The organism is Geodermatophilus sp. DSM 44513, from assembly GCF_032460525.1.
Classification (GTDB): domain Bacteria; phylum Actinomycetota; class Actinomycetes; order Mycobacteriales; family Geodermatophilaceae; genus Geodermatophilus.
On the sequence record NZ_CP135963.1, the window covers coordinates 4,014,019 to 4,031,557 of the forward strand.

Genomic DNA, 17,539 nt, shown 5'->3' on the forward strand with positions numbered 1-17,539 from the left:
GCCACCACGAGCAGTGAGCAGCACGTGTCGGGCAGGCACTGTGCGGAGAGCGGGGCTGAGTGCGGGTTCGACGACTCTGGATTCAGAACTTTCGAGGCATCCGTTCCCTCGACTGGAGAATCCCTCCAGACCAGCGGCTGGTCGCCCTCGTCGGTCCCGGCGACAGCGGCAAGTCGACCATCCTCGACGCTATCCACTATCTCCTCGGGGACCGCTGGAACATCCCCTTCGCGGATACCGACTTCCACGGCGCAGACGTCGAGACGCCCATCGCCCTCACCGCGCTAACCATCGACGTCCCCGCCGAGCTGAGGAAGGACACGGCGCTCGGGTTGTGGATGTCCGGGGTCGATAGCGCAGGAGAGCTATACCAGGATCCTGCGGACGGACTGGAGCCCGCGCTTCTGGTTCGTCTCTCCGTCGACGCAAGCCTCGAACCGAGATGGTCCATCCTTCGAGCGGACGGCTCTAGCCAGTTCGTCACCTCGACCCAACGTCGAGCCTTCTCGACGTTCAAGGTCGACGACCGCACGGACGCTCAGCTTCGGTGGAGCCGCAACTCGCCACTTGGCCGAATGTCGTCGAACGACGGGGGCGAGCGAGCGGCTTTGGCCGCCGCGTCCCGGGCAGCTCGCGAGGCTCTCGTTGATCAAGAGCGCTCGTCACTGAACGACTTGGCCACGAAGGTCCAGGAGCGTGCCAACCAGATAGGCGGCGGAAGCTTCAGTGACATTAAGGCCGGCCTGGATACTTCCCGCTCGTCCATGGGCGCCGGCCTGGCGCTGTACGAAGACGTGGTTCCTCTGACCAGCTACGGCCTCGGCAGCCGACGTCTGGCCAGCCTCGCCGTGCAGCAGTTGGCGGCCGGGAGCCGCTCCGTAGCGGTCGTCGACGAGATTGAGTCCGGTCTCGAGCCGCACCGTGCCGTCAGGCTGCTCGCCTACCTGCTCGGCGACGACAACTACGCGCAGGTCCTGGTGACCACGCACTCCCCCGTAATTGTCGAACAGGCCACAATCGAGAATCTGGCGACCGTCCAAAACCAAGCCGGGTATGTCACAGTCACAGCGCTCGGCGGCAGTGACGAGGTACTCCAGCGGTTGCGACGCGCGCGTCCTTCCTCGCTGCTGGCTCGCCGTGTCATCGTCGCCGAAGGTAAGACGGAGCACGGAGTTCTGCTCCAGTTCCTCGACGCCTGCGATCAGACCCGCGCGCACTTGGGCTACTCGACCTCTGCGGGCGAGGGGGTGGCCATCCAGGACGGGAACGGCGGCACCGAGGTTCCGCTCCGATCTCACGCACTAGCAGGGCTCGGCTTCTCCGTAGCGGCGCTGTGCGACAACGACGACCGGGCCGTAGACGGTCCCCTCGCTGCTGCTCAGGCCGCCGGCGTCACATGCTTCCGCTGGGAGCACGGACACAACATCGAAACACAGATCTGCTCCCAGCTCCAAGAGCAGGGGCTGGTCGACCTTCTCGCGCTCGCCGTCGAGCGTCGCAACAGCGAGAACACGGTCCTCGACGACATCAACTCGGTCGTGCCTGGTCGCCCGTTCACCTCTCTGGCCGTTGGCGACTGGCTCCTGATCTACGACATGGGAGACCTTCGCGCATGGGTCGCCAAGGCGGCAATCGCTAGAAAATGGTTCAAGGACGTCCCCGGCGGGCGCGACCTTTGCCGCTGGATCCTCAACCGGTACCAAGACCCGCAGGTCGCCGCCACGGTTGCGCGACTCGAGCAAGTCCGTGTCTTCGTCTACCCCGATCCGCCCGAAGGCAGTGAAGAGGGACCGGCCGGCCAGTCGGAGGCAGGGTCAGCCGATGAATAGACGTCTCCGTGGGCATGCCGCGGCCCTCTTGGCGGCGGCGCCGTGCTCGGTCGAGATGCCGGCCGGGACCGGCAAGACGCACCTCCTCGGCACCGCAGCCGCGGTAGCTGCCGAAGAGGGTCGCCGGTCGCTGGTGCTCACTCACACCAACGCGGGTGTCGACGCCATCCGCAAACGGCTCCGGAAGCTCGGTGTGCCGCCGGCGGCGGTTCGTGTGGACACGCTAACGAGCTGGGCATTCACTCTGTCGCGCTCCTACTCCACCATCGCCGGGGTGATGGTCAGCGAACTGCCCGACTGGACGCAGTCGAAGGCGTACCTGGCGGGCGCGGGCAGGGTGTCGCGCGCTAAGGCGATCGCGGAGATGCACGCGACTAGCTTCGACTACTTGTTCGTCGACGAGTATCAGGACTGCTCGCTCGTGCTGCATGACTTCGTACTCGCGCTCGCCAAAGCCATCCCGAGGACGGTGGTGCTAGGCGACAGACTTCAAGGCATTTTTACCTTCGACGGTCCGATGGCCAGCTGGGACCATCACGTACTGAAGAGCTTTCCCCAGCACCACATTCCGGTTTACCCACACCGATGGACTGACCACAATGCCGAGCTCGGCGCCTGGCTCCTCGAGACCAGGGCGTTGTTCACGCCGGGCAAGACGTTCGACTTCGAGCGCCACGACGTCAATGGCTTGAGTTTCGTTCAGGCCGCGGGTCCGACCGCCCTGGCTCAGGTAGCGCACAGCTTCCGCGACTTCGACGAGACGGTCGTACTCCTCGATAAGTGGCCCCGCGACGTGGCCGGGCATGCCAGTCGGCTCGGCGGCAATTACACCGTGATGGAAGACATAAGCGGCAACTTCATGCGAGACATGCTCAGCAACATCCCCGCTCCAGGGGATCCACAGATAGCGCGATGGTTCGCTGTGGTCGCCAAGGGCTGCGTGATCGGCCTGGCCGGTGTCGACGGGCCCGTTCTGAGCCGACTTGCACGCGGTGAAACGGTGAGCCACTACCAACGCGAGGGCATCTCCGAGGTGCTGGCGGCATTCGACGCACTCCTGACGACCCCGACGTACGAACAGGTCGCCGTCGCCTTCGCGGTGGTCAGGAACACCCCCGGGCTGCGTGTCTACCGCTGGGAGGCATGGAACGACACCCGAGAAGCGCTCTCGCTGACGGCAACGAGCGGAGAGCCGCCCCTCGACAACCTCGCCCGGGTCAGGGACCGCATTCGACGGTCTGGGCGGCGCTCCGAGAGCCGGATCGCGTCCAGGACGCTGCTCGTCAAGGGGCTTGAGTACGACCACGTCATCATCGCCGACCTCGACAAGATGACGGACCCCTGCAATCTCTACGTCGCGCTGTCTAGGGCGCGAAAGAGCGTCACCATCCTCGGCAGCAGCCCGCGCATCGTGCTCAGGGCGGGCGACTGAGCAACGAGTAGCGAGGGTTCTGGTTCGATTCAGCTAGCAGCTTTGCCCGCCGGTGGCTACACCAGCGCGCCACAGAGCCTGATCCGCTGTCAGGACCAGTTCACGACAGGTCGCGAGGCACCGCTCGACGTCTCTCGCGAGGACGGTCACCCGGTCGCCGTTGAGGACCAGGCCGCAGGCCGCAAGGTCGCGCAGGACCTGGGTGCGGCGAGGCTCGCGACCCCTGCGCGAAGTCGGATCGAGTTGCAGCTCGGTGAGGCGTCCAAGGCCGTGTTGGAGCGCGTTGCGGGCCTCGACGAACCCCATGAGGACCGGCCAGCGCGGGTCTGCGGCCACGTTGAAGCCGGTCGCGTCCCGCCACGCCTTGGCGCGGGCGTGCCACGTCGTGGGCTGCTGCGCGGCGGGCGCGGCCTCCGCGAGCCGATCCGCGAAGTAGGACTCAGTCACGGCGACGAGGTCGACGAGCGCGTTAACGTCGCTGTCGAGCTCGCGGGCGGGCAGATGGCGGCCCGGCTCGCCGACCGGACCGCCGAGCCCCGCGGCGTGCATCGCCGCGCGGGCCGTCAAGCGCCTGAGCGCGACCTCGGCCAGCGTCGACAGCGTCGGCGCGTCAGGCATGGATGCTCGCCCAGTCGTAGGCCCACGAGTGCAAGAGAGAGTCGCCGCGCACGGCCGCCGCCACGTCGGCGGCAGGTCGGCACAGCGCAATCGCCGCCGCGATCACCGGCCTGAGCGTCGCGTTCGTGCGGTCGTACAGCGACAGCAGTTCCGCCGAGTCGACCATGCCCAGCCGTGCGAGAGTTAGCGCGGCGTGGGCCCGCAGAACCGGGCTGCGCTCGGCGACTGTGAGCGCGTCCCGAGCCCACGCGCGGCGAGCCTTCGAGCCCGGTCCCGACGCAAAGCCGGCGTGGCGGGCTACGGGCTGTTGCAGCCACCAGGTCTGCCATCCGTTGAGGTAAGCCTTGGCCGCCAGGAGCTTGTCGAACGCGCCGACGACCGCGGCTTCGTCGTTCCTGGTCACTAGGTAGGAGGCCACGGCCGGCGTCGCCGTCCTCTCGTAGCGCAGGACCTTCATGCACAGCGCGAGGACGTCCGGGTCGGTCGCCGCGTCTGCCTCCAAGGTCTTGAGGGCTGCAGGCAGCAGTTCGACGACGGCGCGGTGCTCGGGCCGGTTCGCCTGGGTCATGCGGCCCCGTCCAGCGATCTTGTCCCAGCGCTCGAGCACGCGGATAGCCGCCAGCGCGTCGACGTCGCCCCTGTCCGGCGGCGCCGCGACGACGACGCCGTCGTAGTCGGTCTCGAACTGCGTCAGGTCCAGTTCGGCCTCCGCGGCGATCTCTGTGCGCAGGGCCTCCGCCCGGTCCAGGTTCGCGGTGTACTTCCCGGCGGTCCACGTGACTGTCTTGAGATCGTTAACGGTCAGCCCAACAGCCCGCGACTCGTCAGCCAGGACCTCGATGGACCTGACGACCTCGGACCAGGAGCCGCACGCGAACCGGAAGTCGTCGTTGTAGCGCCACACCTTCAGACCCCTGCGCACCAGTGCCCGCTCAAGCCGGCGGAGGAACGCCTCAACCAGCAGGTCGCTGGCCGGCGACTGCTGCGGCAGGCCGTACGTGCGCCCGCCCGTCTCGCGCAGCAGCGAGATGAGGGCGGAGATCGTCGCCGCCTCGCCGGTCTGGGTCAACAGCTCCGAAGCCAAAAGCGCGTGGTCTACGAACTGGTAGCACGCGGCGATGTCAGACGAGACGACGTACTTCGCTCCGTTCTCCGACGGCGCCCTCTGGAACGCCCTGTACGCCCCGTGGCCGCGATCGACCGGCGGCAGCGCTGGCCGCAGACGGTTCGCCAGCGCCCAGTACGTCAGCCTGCTCGGCAGGTCCCACACCGCGACCGGGCGCACCCCGTGCCCGGCCTTGCTTACCGCGACGGTCACCTCGGCCGGCGGCACGAACTCGCCTTGCACCCTCCCGAAAGCCCACGCTGCGAACTCCTCGCGCCGCGCCAGCAACGCCGGGTGAACACTGCTGGGCGGGAGCAGCCTCGGCGGGCCGTCCAGTTCGGCGTCTACGGCGACACGGACGTCTTCGAGCGAGAGCAGGCCCGGCGGAAGGAGCATCCACACGGTGTATCAGGCCTGGCCTGGGAAGGCAGCCGCTCGGCCGGCTCGCGGACGACTCGCCGACGCCGACGAGGGACGGAGCGCCACGTGCGTCGATGCCGGCTACTCGGCCCCGCCACGGGGCAGGTCGCCGGCTTTCAACGGACGGTTTCGAATCCCGGATGGCGCGGCGTACGGGCATGCCCCGAGGACGAAAATGAGGCCTCTGAGGTCGCACGCATGTGCCGCTGAGCGACCGGTCGTGCGGGCTATCGCCGCCCGATGAGGGATCCTGCTGCGGGACGTGGAGCTGCCCGTCAGCGTCAGCATCGGGATCGCGCCCGCCGGACACGCCGGCACCGACCCCCAACAGCTCATCGCCCGAGCCGACGCCGCCATGTACCGGGCCAAGAACAACGGGCGCCGCCGGGCCGAGATCTTCGAGCACGTCCCGCGGGACTCGCTGAGGCCGCTGCTGGCACCGAACCCGGTCTAGGAGCTCCGCCAACCTGAGGCAGAGCGCCCGGATGCGCGTTGCCGCGCCGCCACATCCACCGCTCAGCAGGACGTCACCTAGCCTTCCAGGCCCCGCAGGAGGCGGTCGGTCAGTGCGGCGACGTCCGCGGCCCTCTGCTCCGTGCTGCCCCCCGGCTGGCGCTCCCCGGTGACGAGGACACGAACGGTCGCCAGCCACGTTGCCGCGGTCACTCGAGCGGCAACAGCAGGATCACTGGGCGGGCTGGTTACGGCCCCCAAGCCGTCGTCTTCCCAGGCATCGGCAAGCGCGACGCTGAGTCGGCGCTCCGCGTCGTGGACCAGTTCCCGTTCCCGGATGCTCAGGGTGGAGGAGGTTTCGACGGCAGAGGTGTAGCGCCTGCCTTCGGGCGCGGCCTCGAACGCGACCCTGTCAGGCACCCACTCCACAAGGTGGTGGCGGAGCGCCGTCAGCGCCGGAACCCCTGCAGCGCGGAAGCGCACGGCATCCGCGGGGCCGTCGACCCAGGACGCCCGACCGTCGAAGAACAGCTCCTCCTTGGAGGAGAAGTGGTTGAACACCGTCTGCACCGAGACCGAGGCAGCGGCCGCGATGCTGGCGATAGTGACGGCGTCGAAGCCGCGGTCGGCGAAGAGCTGCTGAGCCACCCGCCGGAGGTCCGACCGTGTCTGCGCTTTCCGCTCGGCGCGCGCACCGTCGAAGTCCTCACCGTTCGACCCGCCGGGATAGAACAGCACTGTGTCCTGCATGGGAGACACCACCTTGCGTCTTAGGAGATGAGTTCTTCGTCGCCACCGCGGTTGATCGTCAGCTCGCCGCGTTCCTCCATGGCCCGGATGGTGGCGACGACCTTGCCCTGCGCCTCCTCCACCGTGCTGCTGCGCACCGGGCCGAGCAGTTCGATCTCCTCGGCGAGGTTCTCGGCGGCGCGCTCGGAGAGGTTGCGGACCACCTTGTCCCGGACGTCGGGACGAACGCCCTTCAGCGCGGTGGCCAGGTCGTTGGCCTCGACCTCCCGCAGCACCTGCTGCAGGGAGCGGTCATCGATGGTGACGATGTCCTCGAAGACGAACATCTGGTCGCGCACCTGGGCTGCCAGCTCCGGATCAGTGTTGTCCAGCCACTCGAGGATCGAACGCTCCGTCGGCCGCGGGGAGCGGTTCATGATCTCCACCAGCGCCTCGACACCACCGGCCGTCGTCATGTCCTGGTGAGCCAGGAGCGAGCCCATCCGGCGGCCCAGCTCCTCCTCCACCAGGCGGACCATCTCCGGAGAGGTGCGATCCATGGTGGCGATGCGGTGGGCCACCCCTGCCTGCTGCTCGGCCGGCAGGGCCGCCAACACCTCGGCGGACTGGGCGGCGCTCAGATGCGCCAGCACCAGCGCGATGACCTGCGGGTGCTCGTCCTTGAGGAAGGTGACGAGTTGACGGACGTCGGCGTTACGCAGCGAGGAGAAAGGAACCTCCCGGTAGGCGGCGTTCACCCGCGCCAGCAGGTCATCGGCCTTGCCTTCACCAAAGCTAGCCGCCAAGACCTCGCGAGCGAACTCCACACCGCCACGGCCCACGAACTGCTGCGCGGACACCAGGCCGTGGAACTCCTTCATGACGTCATCGACATCGGCGACGTCCACCGCCCCGAGCCGCACCAGCTCCCGAGTGATCGCCTCCACCTCGCGCGGCCGCAACTTGGCGAGCAGTACGCCGGCCTCCTCCTTGCTCAACTGAGCCATGAAGACCGCGGCCTTGCGGAGACCGGAGGGGCCGGGCAGCGCCAGTCCGCTGGCCCCGCCAGAAGCGGGGGCCGCCGGCAATGGCTCCGTGCCGACAACCGTCATCTCGCTGTACAGGCTCCCGAGCCGGAGGCCACGTTCCGCGGCGCCGGAGGCCCGTTCACCGGCCTCGCCGCTTGGGCGCGCGGGGAGCGGACGCCCGAAGCCGGCACGGCCATCCGGGCCAGGGGAAGTCGTACCGTCTGGCCCTCCCATGCCTCAGTCCCGTGTGGAAGGACGTTCCGCTCCGGGGCCCGGTGGCGACCTGGGCTGCCGGCTCGGTGACGGCCGCCTGATCCGTCGGTGCGCATCCCTGCCAGTGGGGCCGTCGCCGAGAAATGCTCCGTCCGGGACCAGGCGACGTCAGAGCCATCCCCTGAGCTGGGGCCCTGCTGTGACCGGTCCATACTGCGCACCCTATGGAGTTGCGTATACACGCAGCGTAGGCGCGCCGAGACCACTCCTAGTCTGCCGCATCGTCGCCGGCCCTTGAGCCCCGTTGTGCGGCAACCGGCACCCGGGGGCAGAACCCAGCCCTTGCCTCGCCTGCCCGAGGAACTCCGCTCCAGAGTTGGCTCCCTGTGACGGGCAGACGGACCGCCTGCTCCCGCCACGCCGCGCAGCGGGGCGAGGGTCTAGGGCCTGTCCCGCGGATCATGCGCGGAGCCAGAGCACCGCGCTGACCAGCAGCAGCGTGGCCCGGTAGTAGGCGGCCCGCTTGGCGTAGCGGGTGGCCAGGGCGCGGAACTGCTTGAGCCGGTTGAAGCACCGCTCGACGACGTTGCGCTGCTTGTATCGGTCGCGGTCGAACTTCGGCGGTCGCCCGCCGGCCGACCCTCGGGAGCGCCGGTGCGCCCGCTGGTCGCGCTTCTCCGGGATCGTGTGCGCGATCCCGCGGCGGCGCAGCGCCCGTCGGGTGGAGGGATGGGAGTAGGCCTTGTCAGCGATCAGGTGATCGGGGCGCTTGCGCGGCCGCCCGGGGCCGACGCGGGGCACCCGGATCCCGTCGAGCAAGGGCAGCAGCTGCGGGTTGTCCCCGGCCTGACCGGGCGTGCAGAGCACCGACAGCGGCAGCCCACGCCCATCCACGGCCAGATGGATCTTGCTGGTCAGCCCGCCCCGGGAGCGGCCGAGCGCCTCGCCGTCAACGGCGAGCGCCTCGACCGGGTCGCTGCAGCCCCCTTTTTCCGGGCGCCAGCGGCGTGCTGGTGCGCCCGAACTGAGGAGGAGTCCACGCTGATCGTCCACTCCACCACGCTGACGGCGTCATCCTTGACTACCACCTGGGTGAGGATGCGGTCCCAGGTGCCATCGGCGGTCCACTTGCGCAGCCGCTCGTGCACGGTCTTCCACGGCCCGTAGCGCTCGGGCAGATCCCGCCACGGCACGCCGGTCTTGGCCTGCCACAGGATGCCGTTGATCACCTGCCGGTGATCGCGCCACCGCCCACCCCGACCACCGGTCGCCGGCAGCAGCGGCTCGATCCGGGCCCAGGCGGCGTCGGTGAGTTCATGTCGGCCGACCACGGACCAAGCCTGAATCACACCGATGCAAGATCGCCAGGACAGGGCCTAGGAGCTCTGCTGCCCCCGGGCCGGAAGCAGGGCGCAACTTCGGCGCGGGTTCAGGCGCCTCGTCGTTACCGGGCGGATCCAGGAGTCCTCTGGCGTGGGAGCACCGGGCGACCCCATCCCGCATCCTGCGCTCGCCGGTCCGCGACCCGCCGGAGAGTCAACCCCCGTGGTCTCGGGGTCGATGGAAGCGGCAGATCGTGGCGATCCGCTGCCCCGAGCGCTTGGCCGACGACGAGAGCGACGGTGACCGCCGCGCCTGCCCACAGCAGCAGCCACACCCACCAGCTCACGCGTCCCTCCCTGGCGGCTCACGCTCTCCCGGACCCCAGCTCGCTGCAACCGGACGGTGGCGGCTCGTAACCTGCGGCACTGCCGGCTGCCGCTCTGGCCGGCGGTGGTCTGCTGCCGGGACGTTTCGACCTCGTACAGCGCGCTGTCTGGCGGGGATGTCGATTGGGCTCTCCCCCGATACCCCCTTGAGAGGGGAGGCCAGCCGCTGCTTCAAGTGCGCCGTCGTCGGGCTACCGCAAAGCGATCCCCGTGCGGTACCGGTAGATGGCCGCTTCCACCAGCGACCGGTGCTCCCGCATCGGCCTGCCCATCGCGCCCTTCACCGGCGGCAACACCGGCTCGACCCGAGCCGACATCTCGTCCCTGAGTACCGCCAACCGCGGCATCCCAGCAGCATCGAGCACGCCAGCGCCCCACCATTGGGGACACGCCCTAGTTGTACTGACCAGAGACGTTGGTCGAGGGCATGTGATCACGGGATCTGACTGACTGATCTTGTGGAGGGAGGACCTCCGGACGTGGAGTGGAGCTGCTGAAGGCACCCACCCACACAAACCCGGAGGTCCTCGTGGCCCACGCTAATGCCGCTCTGACTCCACGCCAGCGTCTGCGCCTGGCCCGCGCGGTGGTGGAGGACGACTGGACGGTCTCCTACGCCGCCGCGGTGTTCCAGGTCGCCTATCCGACGGCGAAGCGCTGGGTGGAGCGCTACCGCCAGGCCGGGCCGGCCGGCATGGCCGACCGCAGCTCCCGCCCGCACCGCAGCCCCCGGCGCACGCCGCGACCGCTGGTCCGGCGGATCGTGCACCTGCGCTGGCGGCACCGGCTCGGGCCGGTGGAGATCGGCGCCCGGCTGCGGGTACCGGCCTCCACGGTCTACGCGGTGTTGCGCCGCTGCCGGCTCAACCGCCTGTCCCACATCGACCGGCGCACCGGCGAGCGCGTCCGCCGCTACGAGCACGAGCGGCCCGGCTCGCTACTGCACGTCGACGTCAAGAAGCTGGGCAACATCCCCGACGGCGGCGGCTGGCGCTACGTCGGCCGCGCCCAGGGCGGCAAGAACCGGGCAGCAACCCCGGGCAAGCCCCGCAGCAAGCGCCGCGAACCGCTGCTGGGCACCGCGTTCGTGCACACCGTGCTCGACGACCACAGCCGGGTCGCCTACGCCGAGATCCACGACGACGAGACCGCCGCCACCGCCATCGGCGTGCTGCGCCGCGCGGTGGCCTGGTTCGCCGCCCGCGCCGTCACCGCCGAGCGGGTGCTGAGCGACAACGGCTCGGCCTACCGCTCCCACGCCTGGCGCGACGCCTGCCTCGAGCTCGGCATCACGCCCAAGCGGACCCGGCCCTACCGGCCACAGACCAACGGCAAGATCGAACGCTTCCACCGCACCATGGCCGACGGCTGGGCCTTCCGCCGGATGTTCCTCAGCGAACTCGCCCGCCGCCAGGCCCTGCCCGGCTGGCTGCACGAGTACAACCATCACCGGCCCCACACCGCGATCGGACGCCGCCCACCGATCACGCGACTGACCAACCTGTCTGGGCAGTACACCTAGTGCGGTCTCCGGTGCAGCGAGAAAAGGCCGGGGCCCTCGGCACGCCCCGCACATGGGTCACTACTCCTGGTGATAGGTTCGACCGCACCGAGGGCACCTCGTGCACCGGCAATCGCGCCGGCGTCGTCTTCAGCGCACCACCACATCCGACCCGCACGCGTCGGAGACGGGAGCGCCGACGTGACGTCGGTTCGCTGCAACCACCCCAGCCCCACTGTCCGACGACACGGGCGATCCGCCGCGCGCTACGGCGCGTTCGGAACCGCGGTCCTGCTCGCCCTGTCGGCCGGCCTGCTGGCCACTGTGGGCACCGCCCAGGCGGCAGCTACTCCTGTCCCGATGGGCACCGCGGAGCCCTTCGCCGTGCTGGCCGGGACCGGAATCACGAGCACCGGGCCGACCACCATCAACGGCGACATCGGGACCTACCCGAACACCGCGATGACCGTGACCGGATCGCTGGTCCTCAACGGCACCGACCACAGCGGCGACGGCGTCACCCAGACCGCCAAGAGCGACCTCACCGCCGCGTACCTAGACGCAGCGGGCCAGACGTCGGACTTCCCCGTCATCGCCGACCTGGCCGGGCAAACCCTGACCCCCGGGGTCTACACCACGGCCACCGGGCTCGAGATCAACGGGCCGGTGCCGCTGACACTCGACGCGGGCGGGGACGCGAACGCGGTCTTCGTCTTCCAGGCTGGCTCCACCCTCATCACGCAGCCGAACACCCAGGTCAATCTGGTGAACGGCGCCATCGCGTGCAACGTCTTCTGGCAGGTCACCAGCTCCGCCACCCTGGGGGTGGACTCCACGTTCCGCGGCACCATCCTGGCCCTGCAGAGCAGCACCCTGAACACCCGCGCAACCCTCGAGGGCCGGGTGCTGTCCCGCAACGGCGCCGTGACGCTGGACCAGAACACCATCCTGCGGCCGGCCTGCGCGTCGCCGGTGACGGCGACCTACACGGGGGGCACGGGCGGATCTGGCGGGACCGCGGGAACCGGTGGAACCGGTGGTCAGGTCACCCGGGTGCCGGTCGGCTCGGTCGACGCCGGCGGGGGCCTCGTGACCGTCGCCGCCCTGTTCCGGTCGGTCACGGCACGCTGACGGCCCGCCGGTGGGCGTCTGCCCACAGGCAGCGCCGGGCTGCCCCCCCTCGATGGGCGGGCATCGCGGCGCTGGCCGTCGTGCTGGCCGTCGGAACGGCCGGTTGTGCTACGGGCCCGACTGCCGAGGCGACGCCGTCCTCCGCGGTGACCAGCGCCGCCGAACCGGCACCGGCGGAACCGGCCGCATCTGGGCCTGCGCCGATGGCCGCGTCCACGCCGGTCCGGATCCGGATCCCGGCGATCGATGTCGACTCCGGGCTGATGGATCTCGGGCTGCAGTCCGACGGTTCGCTCGAGGTGCCCCCGGAGGGCTTCCCGGCCGGCTGGTACACCGGCGCACCGACACCGGGCGAGCTGGGCCCGGCGATCATCGCGGGTCACGTCGACTGGGACGGCTCCCCCGGGGTCTTCTTCGCCCTGCGCGACCTGACGCCAGGGGCCGAGATCGCCGTCGAGCGGGAGGACGGCAGCACGGCCCTGTTCCGGGTGGCGTCGGTCGAGCAGTTCCCGAAGGGCGCCTTCCCCACCGACGCCGTCTATGCCGACATCGACCACGCCGGCCTTCGGCTGATCACCTGCGGTGGGTCCTTCGACCGCCGGGCGCGCAGCTACAGCGACAACATCGTCGTCTTCGCCGCGCTCAGCAGCGCGTCGGGGGACTAGGTGTACCCGGCCAGGACATTGGTGACGGCAGATCGGCTTGAACGCACGGCGACGCTGTCACCGAGATCACCCGGCTCAAAACTGAGGATGGCGGTCCCATGGACGTCGGCGGCGCCACCCTCGCCGCGGCGGCCATGCGGGCCGGGCTGATCGACGAGTCCGCGATCATCACCACCCGGTACTGGTGGGCGGCGGCACGCCGTTCTTCACCGCCCTGGACGACTGGGTGAACCTGAACCTGGTGGAGACCCGGACGTTTCCCGACGGCGTGCTCCTGACCAGGTACGAGACCAGGCCGTGATTACCCGACCTCCGATCGGCGCGGGCTCGGGCCACCGAAGGATCTCGTGGCCGTTAGGGGATCAGCTTGCGGGCATAGACCGTCGTGCGGGCATTAGCGTGAGCCACAGAGACCTCCGGCTGGGAACGGCGACGTCAGAGACCGCCACTCCTTCCGGAGGTCTCCTACGTGATCAAGCCGCCATGCCGACCGTCAACAACGTCTCCCGTCAGGACAGCTAGGCGGTCGGGTCGACTGCCGGGCAGAGAAGGAAGAAGCGTCGCGGGACCCGGCACGGTCCGTGGACCGACCCGCTGGGAGGCCCCCGGATCGAGACAGGGAGCCATCAGTCCGCCGAGGACCACTGTTGAGAGAAGGCGGATACGTAGTCCTTGTCCTGGCAGAGGCACAGTCCGCGCGGGTCCTTGGCGGCGGGTTGGGTGGGCCTGGCCGGTGGGTGGCTGCGGACGTCGAGCCGTGTGACCTCCGTGCCAGGCAGGACGATGCCGGCTGCGCGCCGCGCCAGTCTCGCTGCGATGAGGATGCCCGCGAGAGCGGACTGGTGGGCCAACGGGACGTGGACCTCGGCATGTACTGCGCCGGATCGCAGGGGCAGGACCGCACCTCCACAGATGCCGCGGACGTAGAGGTCCCGGATGCTGCGAGGGTCGAACTGTTTCACCGTTTCTAGGTCCACTCCCAGTCGTGCGGCGATGGTCGCGAGAAGGTCGGGGGGCGGCGGCGTTCCCTGGTACAGGAGGGTTCGGATCTCGTGGACGAGATCGGGAACGCCGAGCGCCTCGGCCACGAGTTCGTCTTCATTGCGGCTGCGGCCGGCGGGCAGGTAGAGGCAGGCGATGCAGGCTCCGCGGAGGAAGTTGTGGTCACTTGTGCCGAGGTCGCCGGGCTGGGTCCAGGCGTTTGCGGCCCAGCGAGGCAGGGATGCCTGGACCGCTCGGCGTGCGGCCGCGGAGTCGACGGCGGCGAGTGCTGCCTCCCACTCTGTGCCGGCGTCTGCCCGCGCGCCGACCCAGTCGGTGTCGTGCGGGATGGCGCTCAGCCGGTTCGTGTCTTCTGCAGCCGCGGCGTTGATGTGCTCGGCGGCGAAGGTGGCTTTCGGCTTGCCGATGTCGGCGGTCGTGCTGAGGACGTAGCGCTGCAGGTTGCCGACGTCGATGGGCTCATGATCGGCGATGTGCACGGTTCCGGTCAGCGGGCTGCGGGCGAGCGCCCAGGTGGCTGCTTGACCGATGGCGCCGGCTCCGACGAGGACCGTCCGGGATGGCAGGCACCATTCCTCGTCGGCGAGATCGGCTTCCAGGATCGGCGCGGCTCCATCCAGGCAGGAGAGTTGCCCGTCGCTGGGAGTCGGGCCGGTGGGGTCGAGCAGGAGCCGAAAGATCGCGGATGCGGCGAGGCAGGCCGCCGCTCCGGCGCCGAACGGGATGGGGGTATCGCCGACCGGGCAGGGGCCGGTGACGCTGACTCGCCCCTGCCAGGCGTCACTGCCGGCATAGATGGTCTGCGTCCATGGTGTCGCATCGATTCCGACGGCGACGCCTACGTCAGCCTCGTCGGCCAGATCCAGTTGCGGATTGATCGCGCGGGCCAGAGCGCTCAGTTCTTCGGCGAGCTTGCTGGCTGCTGGACCGGACGGGCGCAGTGCGAGGGTGGGATAGAGGCGGGCCAGCAGGCGAACCGTGAGGTCGAGGAGAGCTCCGCCTTCGCGTGAGGTCGCTGCCTGGTCGGCGAAGGACAGCCCGACGGATGTTCCCTCCAGCGACCGCTGGAATGTGGACGGGTCGAAGCCTGCGATTACCTGAGCCGCGGCGATCGCGGCCTTGTCGTAGTAGGGAGCCAGAGCCATCAGATCGCCGCTCCGTTTCGCGGTGCTTCGCCATCGAGCACGAGCAGTCTGCGGGCGGTCCATCCTCGCTGCCGGTGCCATCCGGAGCCGGACAGGCGGTAGAGGGCGGTGCCGGAGCCTCGGATGCCGGCTGCCGCGAAATCCGGAACGACCAGACTCAGCCCGCCGCGCTGCGTCACGATCGGATAGGTGTCGTCGGTGTCGGAGTGGTAGGCCCGTGTTGGATGGCTGTGCACCTGCACCGCGAGGGTCTGCTGGTTCTCGTAGAGCCACTTGTTCAGCGCGTGCAACGCATCGCCGTCGACGGTCACGCAGACGCCGTCCGGCAGCCGATGCGGCACCTGATCGGGCACGTACGCAGTTGCGGCAGTGAAGACGCGCCCGACGACATGTCCGGTCCAGAGGACGAATTTTTCGGCGCCTCGACGCCCGGCCTCGCGAAGCGCGGAGTCAGTGCGGTCGATCACGGTGGTCGGGATGATGAACCGGTCGACGTCGCTCAGCAGAACCGGGCTCACAGTGGGGGCTCCCCGTAGGCGAGCGTGAACTGTGGATTGAGGTGGACGTTCCAGCCCTGAACCGGCTGTACGGCGTAGGTGTGGACCACCTGGACCAGTCGCGCCAGGGATCCGGCCCCGATTGTCCGGTGCAGCTCCCAGTGGTCACCGGAATGCCCCGGGTGGTCGTGGTATTCGCGGACGCCAGGCAGGCAGAGGAACGGGATGTCGTCGGGGCCGTAGGCCTGGAGCAGCGGCTGCTGCTCCACGATCATGAGGCCGCCCATCGGCGGAGCCTGCGGGGTGCCGGGCGGCGGGAAGCCCGGCGGCTGCCCCGGGTTGCCAGGGAGGGGTGCCTGGCCGGCAAGCTCCGGAGGGAACGGCACCGCGGCCGGCCGGGGCGGCCCCACGGTGCGCATCATCTGAGTAGGCACTTCCGACGCCTTGTAGGGCGCGGAGGTGAAGGGGTCGACGAAGCGGATGGAGGGGGCCTGCAGGTCGTAGTCGGTGTAGTCGACGTGCATAGCGAAGATGAACGCCGCTGGCTTGAGCTTCGGGGACGCGAAGCCGACCAGCACCGTGGGGTACTCGGCGGCCAGCAGGAAGATGCCGAGGGACCGGTGCCGGGCCGCGTCCCGGGAAAGGTTGGCGACCTCTCGGTCGTACTTCACACGTGTGACCTGCGGATGTACCGCACCCATGGTCAAGGTCAGCCGCCGATGCCGGCGCGCAGGTTGAGGAACAGCTGGGCGTCGTCGGCGAGCTCGAGCTTCTTGATGTGGAGGGACAGATCGGTCAGCGGGGTGCCGTCGGGGGCGCGCAGCTCCCAGTTCTCGATCGGCTGACCGGAGTTCTGGGTCTGCTCGAGGGCTCGGCCGGCGATCTCGAGCAGGGTCGGGTTGCCGCGGAAGGTGACGACGGTGGCTGCACCGTTCACCACCACCACGACCAGAGACTCGCCCTTGTCAGCGGGGGGCTTGCCGCGATCGGACTGGTCGAACTTGGCCAAGGTGACCATCTCCTTCGGTTTGGCGGTGGTAGGTGCCTGCGGCCGGCGGCGCCCCGGGGGCGAGCGCAAGCCTCTCACACGGATTCCACTAGATCCAGTGGGACTCGATGGGATGATTGGGCATACCGGACGGACGTGCGCGTGGCAAGCTGCACAGGTATGACGTGGCGGCCGGTGAACACAGAGCAATGCCCCAGGCCCGCGCAGTCGTGGTGGCCTGTCGGGGACTTCGGCGCCCTAGCAGACCCTCCTTCCATGCACGGCGGGGCTCAGTCCCCTGTTGCGTACCAGGAGGGACTGACACTTCCGAGGTTGGTCGTCTACACGGTGGCCACCGGAGGGCTTATTGACTTGCCCAGCGTCCCCAGTTCGGTCCGGCATGTGGCGGCAAATCAACTAGGTAGTAGGCAGCCGACGGTTCTCGTACTCGAGCTGGGGTCAGCGCGGTTCGAAGTGCAGACACTGCTGGAGATGCTCACACCGCTGGCCAGGGAGATTCGCGCTGGGCGGTTCGGCGACGTGGTGCTTGTCGTGGCCACGACTCAGGAAAGTGTGGCGCGCATCGTCCGCATGGTCTCGGAAACCGAAGCTCTCCCCATGTACGTGACGCCATCAGCCGCCCAGGTCAAACATGCGCATCCCGCTGGCCGGCTGACCCCGACGGAGAAGGCGAGCCTGGAAGCCCTCGACTTCCTAGGGGGCCACGTCACCGTGAACAGGTTCGCGGCCGAGACGTCTCTGGAGTTGACGGCCGCGGGTAACCGCTTGAGCAACTTGGCCCGTCGTGGGTACGTCCTTCGCCTGCCTCGCTCGCGCCGAGAGGGTGACCTCTTCGTCAGCTTGGCGGCACTTCCAGGGCACGGCGAGGAAAACGTGCCTTCAATCGATGAGCGACTCATCCGCGTCTACAACGCTGAGCCCACCGGCGACTACGTCAGCCAGTCCGCAACTACTGCCGTGACTGTCAACTCTACGCCCTGAGCGGCGCCCAGAAGACGGACACATGTCGTATGCGGGAGCGGTCTCCTCGTCGGACCATCTGGCCGCTGCTTG

At 69.2% G+C, this 17,539-nt stretch carries 17 protein-coding genes; 8 read left to right on the forward strand and 9 right to left on the reverse strand.

Annotated features, from left to right (window positions below; all coding sequences use genetic code 11):
- Window positions 1–59 precede the first annotated feature (59 nt).
- Both RTG05_RS19475 and RTG05_RS19480 read left to right on the forward strand, forming a co-directional pair.
- Window positions 60–1,829, forward strand: a complete 1,770-nt coding sequence (locus tag RTG05_RS19475; protein ID WP_166526493.1) for an ATP-dependent nuclease — start codon at window positions 60–62, stop codon at window positions 1,827–1,829.
- Complete coding sequence (locus RTG05_RS19480) at window positions 1,822–3,261, forward strand: UvrD-helicase domain-containing protein (RefSeq protein ID WP_166526494.1); 1,440 nt, start codon at window positions 1,822–1,824, stop codon at window positions 3,259–3,261. The genes RTG05_RS19475 and RTG05_RS19480 overlap by 8 nt, the downstream gene beginning before the upstream one ends.
- 33 nt (window positions 3,262–3,294) lie before the next feature.
- On the opposite strand, the gene RTG05_RS19485 is transcribed toward RTG05_RS19480, so the two are convergent.
- Both RTG05_RS19485 and RTG05_RS19490 read right to left on the reverse strand, forming a co-directional pair.
- Complete coding sequence (locus RTG05_RS19485) at window positions 3,295–3,879, reverse strand: hypothetical protein (protein ID WP_166526495.1); 585 nt, start codon at window positions 3,877–3,879, stop codon at window positions 3,295–3,297.
- Window positions 3,872–5,380 (reverse strand): reverse transcriptase domain-containing protein, encoded by a 1,509-nt coding sequence (locus RTG05_RS19490; protein WP_166526496.1) that lies wholly within the window; start codon window positions 5,378–5,380, stop codon window positions 3,872–3,874. The genes RTG05_RS19485 and RTG05_RS19490 overlap by 8 nt, the downstream gene beginning before the upstream one ends.
- A 286-nt stretch (window positions 5,381–5,666) precedes the next feature.
- Between RTG05_RS19490 and RTG05_RS19495 the strand changes: the two genes are divergently transcribed.
- On the forward strand, window positions 5,667–5,858 hold the full coding sequence (locus RTG05_RS19495) for a diguanylate cyclase domain-containing protein (RefSeq protein WP_208104661.1): 192 nt from the start codon (window positions 5,667–5,669) through the stop codon (window positions 5,856–5,858).
- 77 nt (window positions 5,859–5,935) lie between these two features.
- Here the strand turns inward: RTG05_RS19495 and RTG05_RS19500 are convergent, their stop codons facing one another.
- The 3 genes from RTG05_RS19500 to RTG05_RS19510 all read right to left on the reverse strand — a co-directional run bounded on the left by RTG05_RS19500 (window position 5,936) and on the right by RTG05_RS19510 (window position 9,158).
- Window positions 5,936–6,607, reverse strand: coding sequence for a TetR/AcrR family transcriptional regulator (locus tag RTG05_RS19500; protein WP_166526497.1), 672 nt, complete (start codon window positions 6,605–6,607; stop codon window positions 5,936–5,938).
- A 20-nt stretch (window positions 6,608–6,627) separates the two neighbouring features.
- On the reverse strand, window positions 6,628–7,698 hold the full coding sequence (fliG, locus tag RTG05_RS19505) for a flagellar motor switch protein FliG (protein WP_166526498.1): 1,071 nt from the start codon (window positions 7,696–7,698) through the stop codon (window positions 6,628–6,630).
- Window positions 7,699–8,286: 588 nt separating this feature from the next.
- Window positions 8,287–9,158, reverse strand: a protein-coding gene (locus tag RTG05_RS19510; RefSeq protein WP_396349614.1) for an IS5 family transposase whose coding sequence is annotated in 2 segments (ribosomal slippage) — window positions 8,287–8,786 and window positions 8,786–9,158 — 873 coding nt in all. Because the reading frame shifts where the segments join, the coding sequence is not laid out codon by codon here.
- A gap of 907 nt (window positions 9,159–10,065) precedes the next feature.
- Between RTG05_RS19510 and RTG05_RS19515 the strand changes: the two genes are divergently transcribed.
- The 4 genes from RTG05_RS19515 (at window position 10,066) to RTG05_RS19530 (ending at window position 13,063) form a co-directional block, all read left to right on the forward strand.
- Window positions 10,066–11,058: an IS481 family transposase gene (locus tag RTG05_RS19515; protein WP_166529209.1), complete on the forward strand. Its 993-nt coding sequence runs from the start codon at window positions 10,066–10,068 to the stop codon at window positions 11,056–11,058.
- Between the two features lie 339 nt (window positions 11,059–11,397).
- Window positions 11,398–12,168, forward strand: a complete 771-nt coding sequence (locus tag RTG05_RS19520) for an ice-binding family protein (RefSeq protein ID WP_166526499.1) — start codon at window positions 11,398–11,400, stop codon at window positions 12,166–12,168.
- A gap of 203 nt (window positions 12,169–12,371) precedes the next feature.
- On the forward strand, window positions 12,372–12,833 hold the full coding sequence (locus RTG05_RS19525; RefSeq protein ID WP_166526500.1) for a class F sortase: 462 nt from the start codon (window positions 12,372–12,374) through the stop codon (window positions 12,831–12,833).
- A 98-nt stretch (window positions 12,834–12,931) separates the two neighbouring features.
- Window positions 12,932–13,063, forward strand: coding sequence for a hypothetical protein (locus RTG05_RS19530; protein WP_315912062.1), 132 nt, complete (start codon window positions 12,932–12,934; stop codon window positions 13,061–13,063).
- Between the two features lie 396 nt (window positions 13,064–13,459).
- On the opposite strand, the gene RTG05_RS19535 is transcribed toward RTG05_RS19530, so the two are convergent.
- From RTG05_RS19535 to RTG05_RS19550, 4 genes are read right to left on the reverse strand one after another with little or no spacing between them, the layout of a single operon-like run.
- Window positions 13,460–14,980, reverse strand: coding sequence for an E2 ligase fold family C protein (locus tag RTG05_RS19535; protein ID WP_166526501.1), 1,521 nt, complete (start codon window positions 14,978–14,980; stop codon window positions 13,460–13,462).
- Window positions 14,980–15,498 carry a Mov34/MPN/PAD-1 family protein gene (locus RTG05_RS19540; protein ID WP_208104662.1) on the reverse strand — a complete coding sequence of 173 codons (519 nt, stop codon included), beginning with the start codon at window positions 15,496–15,498 and terminating at the stop codon, window positions 14,980–14,982. Before RTG05_RS19540 ends, RTG05_RS19535 begins: the two co-directional genes overlap by 1 nt.
- Entirely contained in the window at window positions 15,495–16,178 is a 684-nt protein-coding gene (locus RTG05_RS19545; protein WP_315912063.1) for a putative metal-binding protein, read from the reverse strand. The genes RTG05_RS19540 and RTG05_RS19545 overlap by 4 nt, the downstream gene beginning before the upstream one ends.
- An 8-nt stretch (window positions 16,179–16,186) precedes the next feature.
- A complete protein-coding gene (locus RTG05_RS19550) occupies window positions 16,187–16,486 on the reverse strand; it encodes a DUF2604 domain-containing protein (protein WP_166526502.1) in 300 nt (99 codons plus the stop codon).
- 312 nt (window positions 16,487–16,798) lie between these two features.
- Between RTG05_RS19550 and RTG05_RS19555 the strand changes: the two genes are divergently transcribed.
- Window positions 16,799–17,467: a hypothetical protein gene (locus RTG05_RS19555; protein WP_166526503.1), complete on the forward strand. Its 669-nt coding sequence runs from the start codon at window positions 16,799–16,801 to the stop codon at window positions 17,465–17,467.
- Window positions 17,468–17,539: the final 72 nt, after the last annotated feature.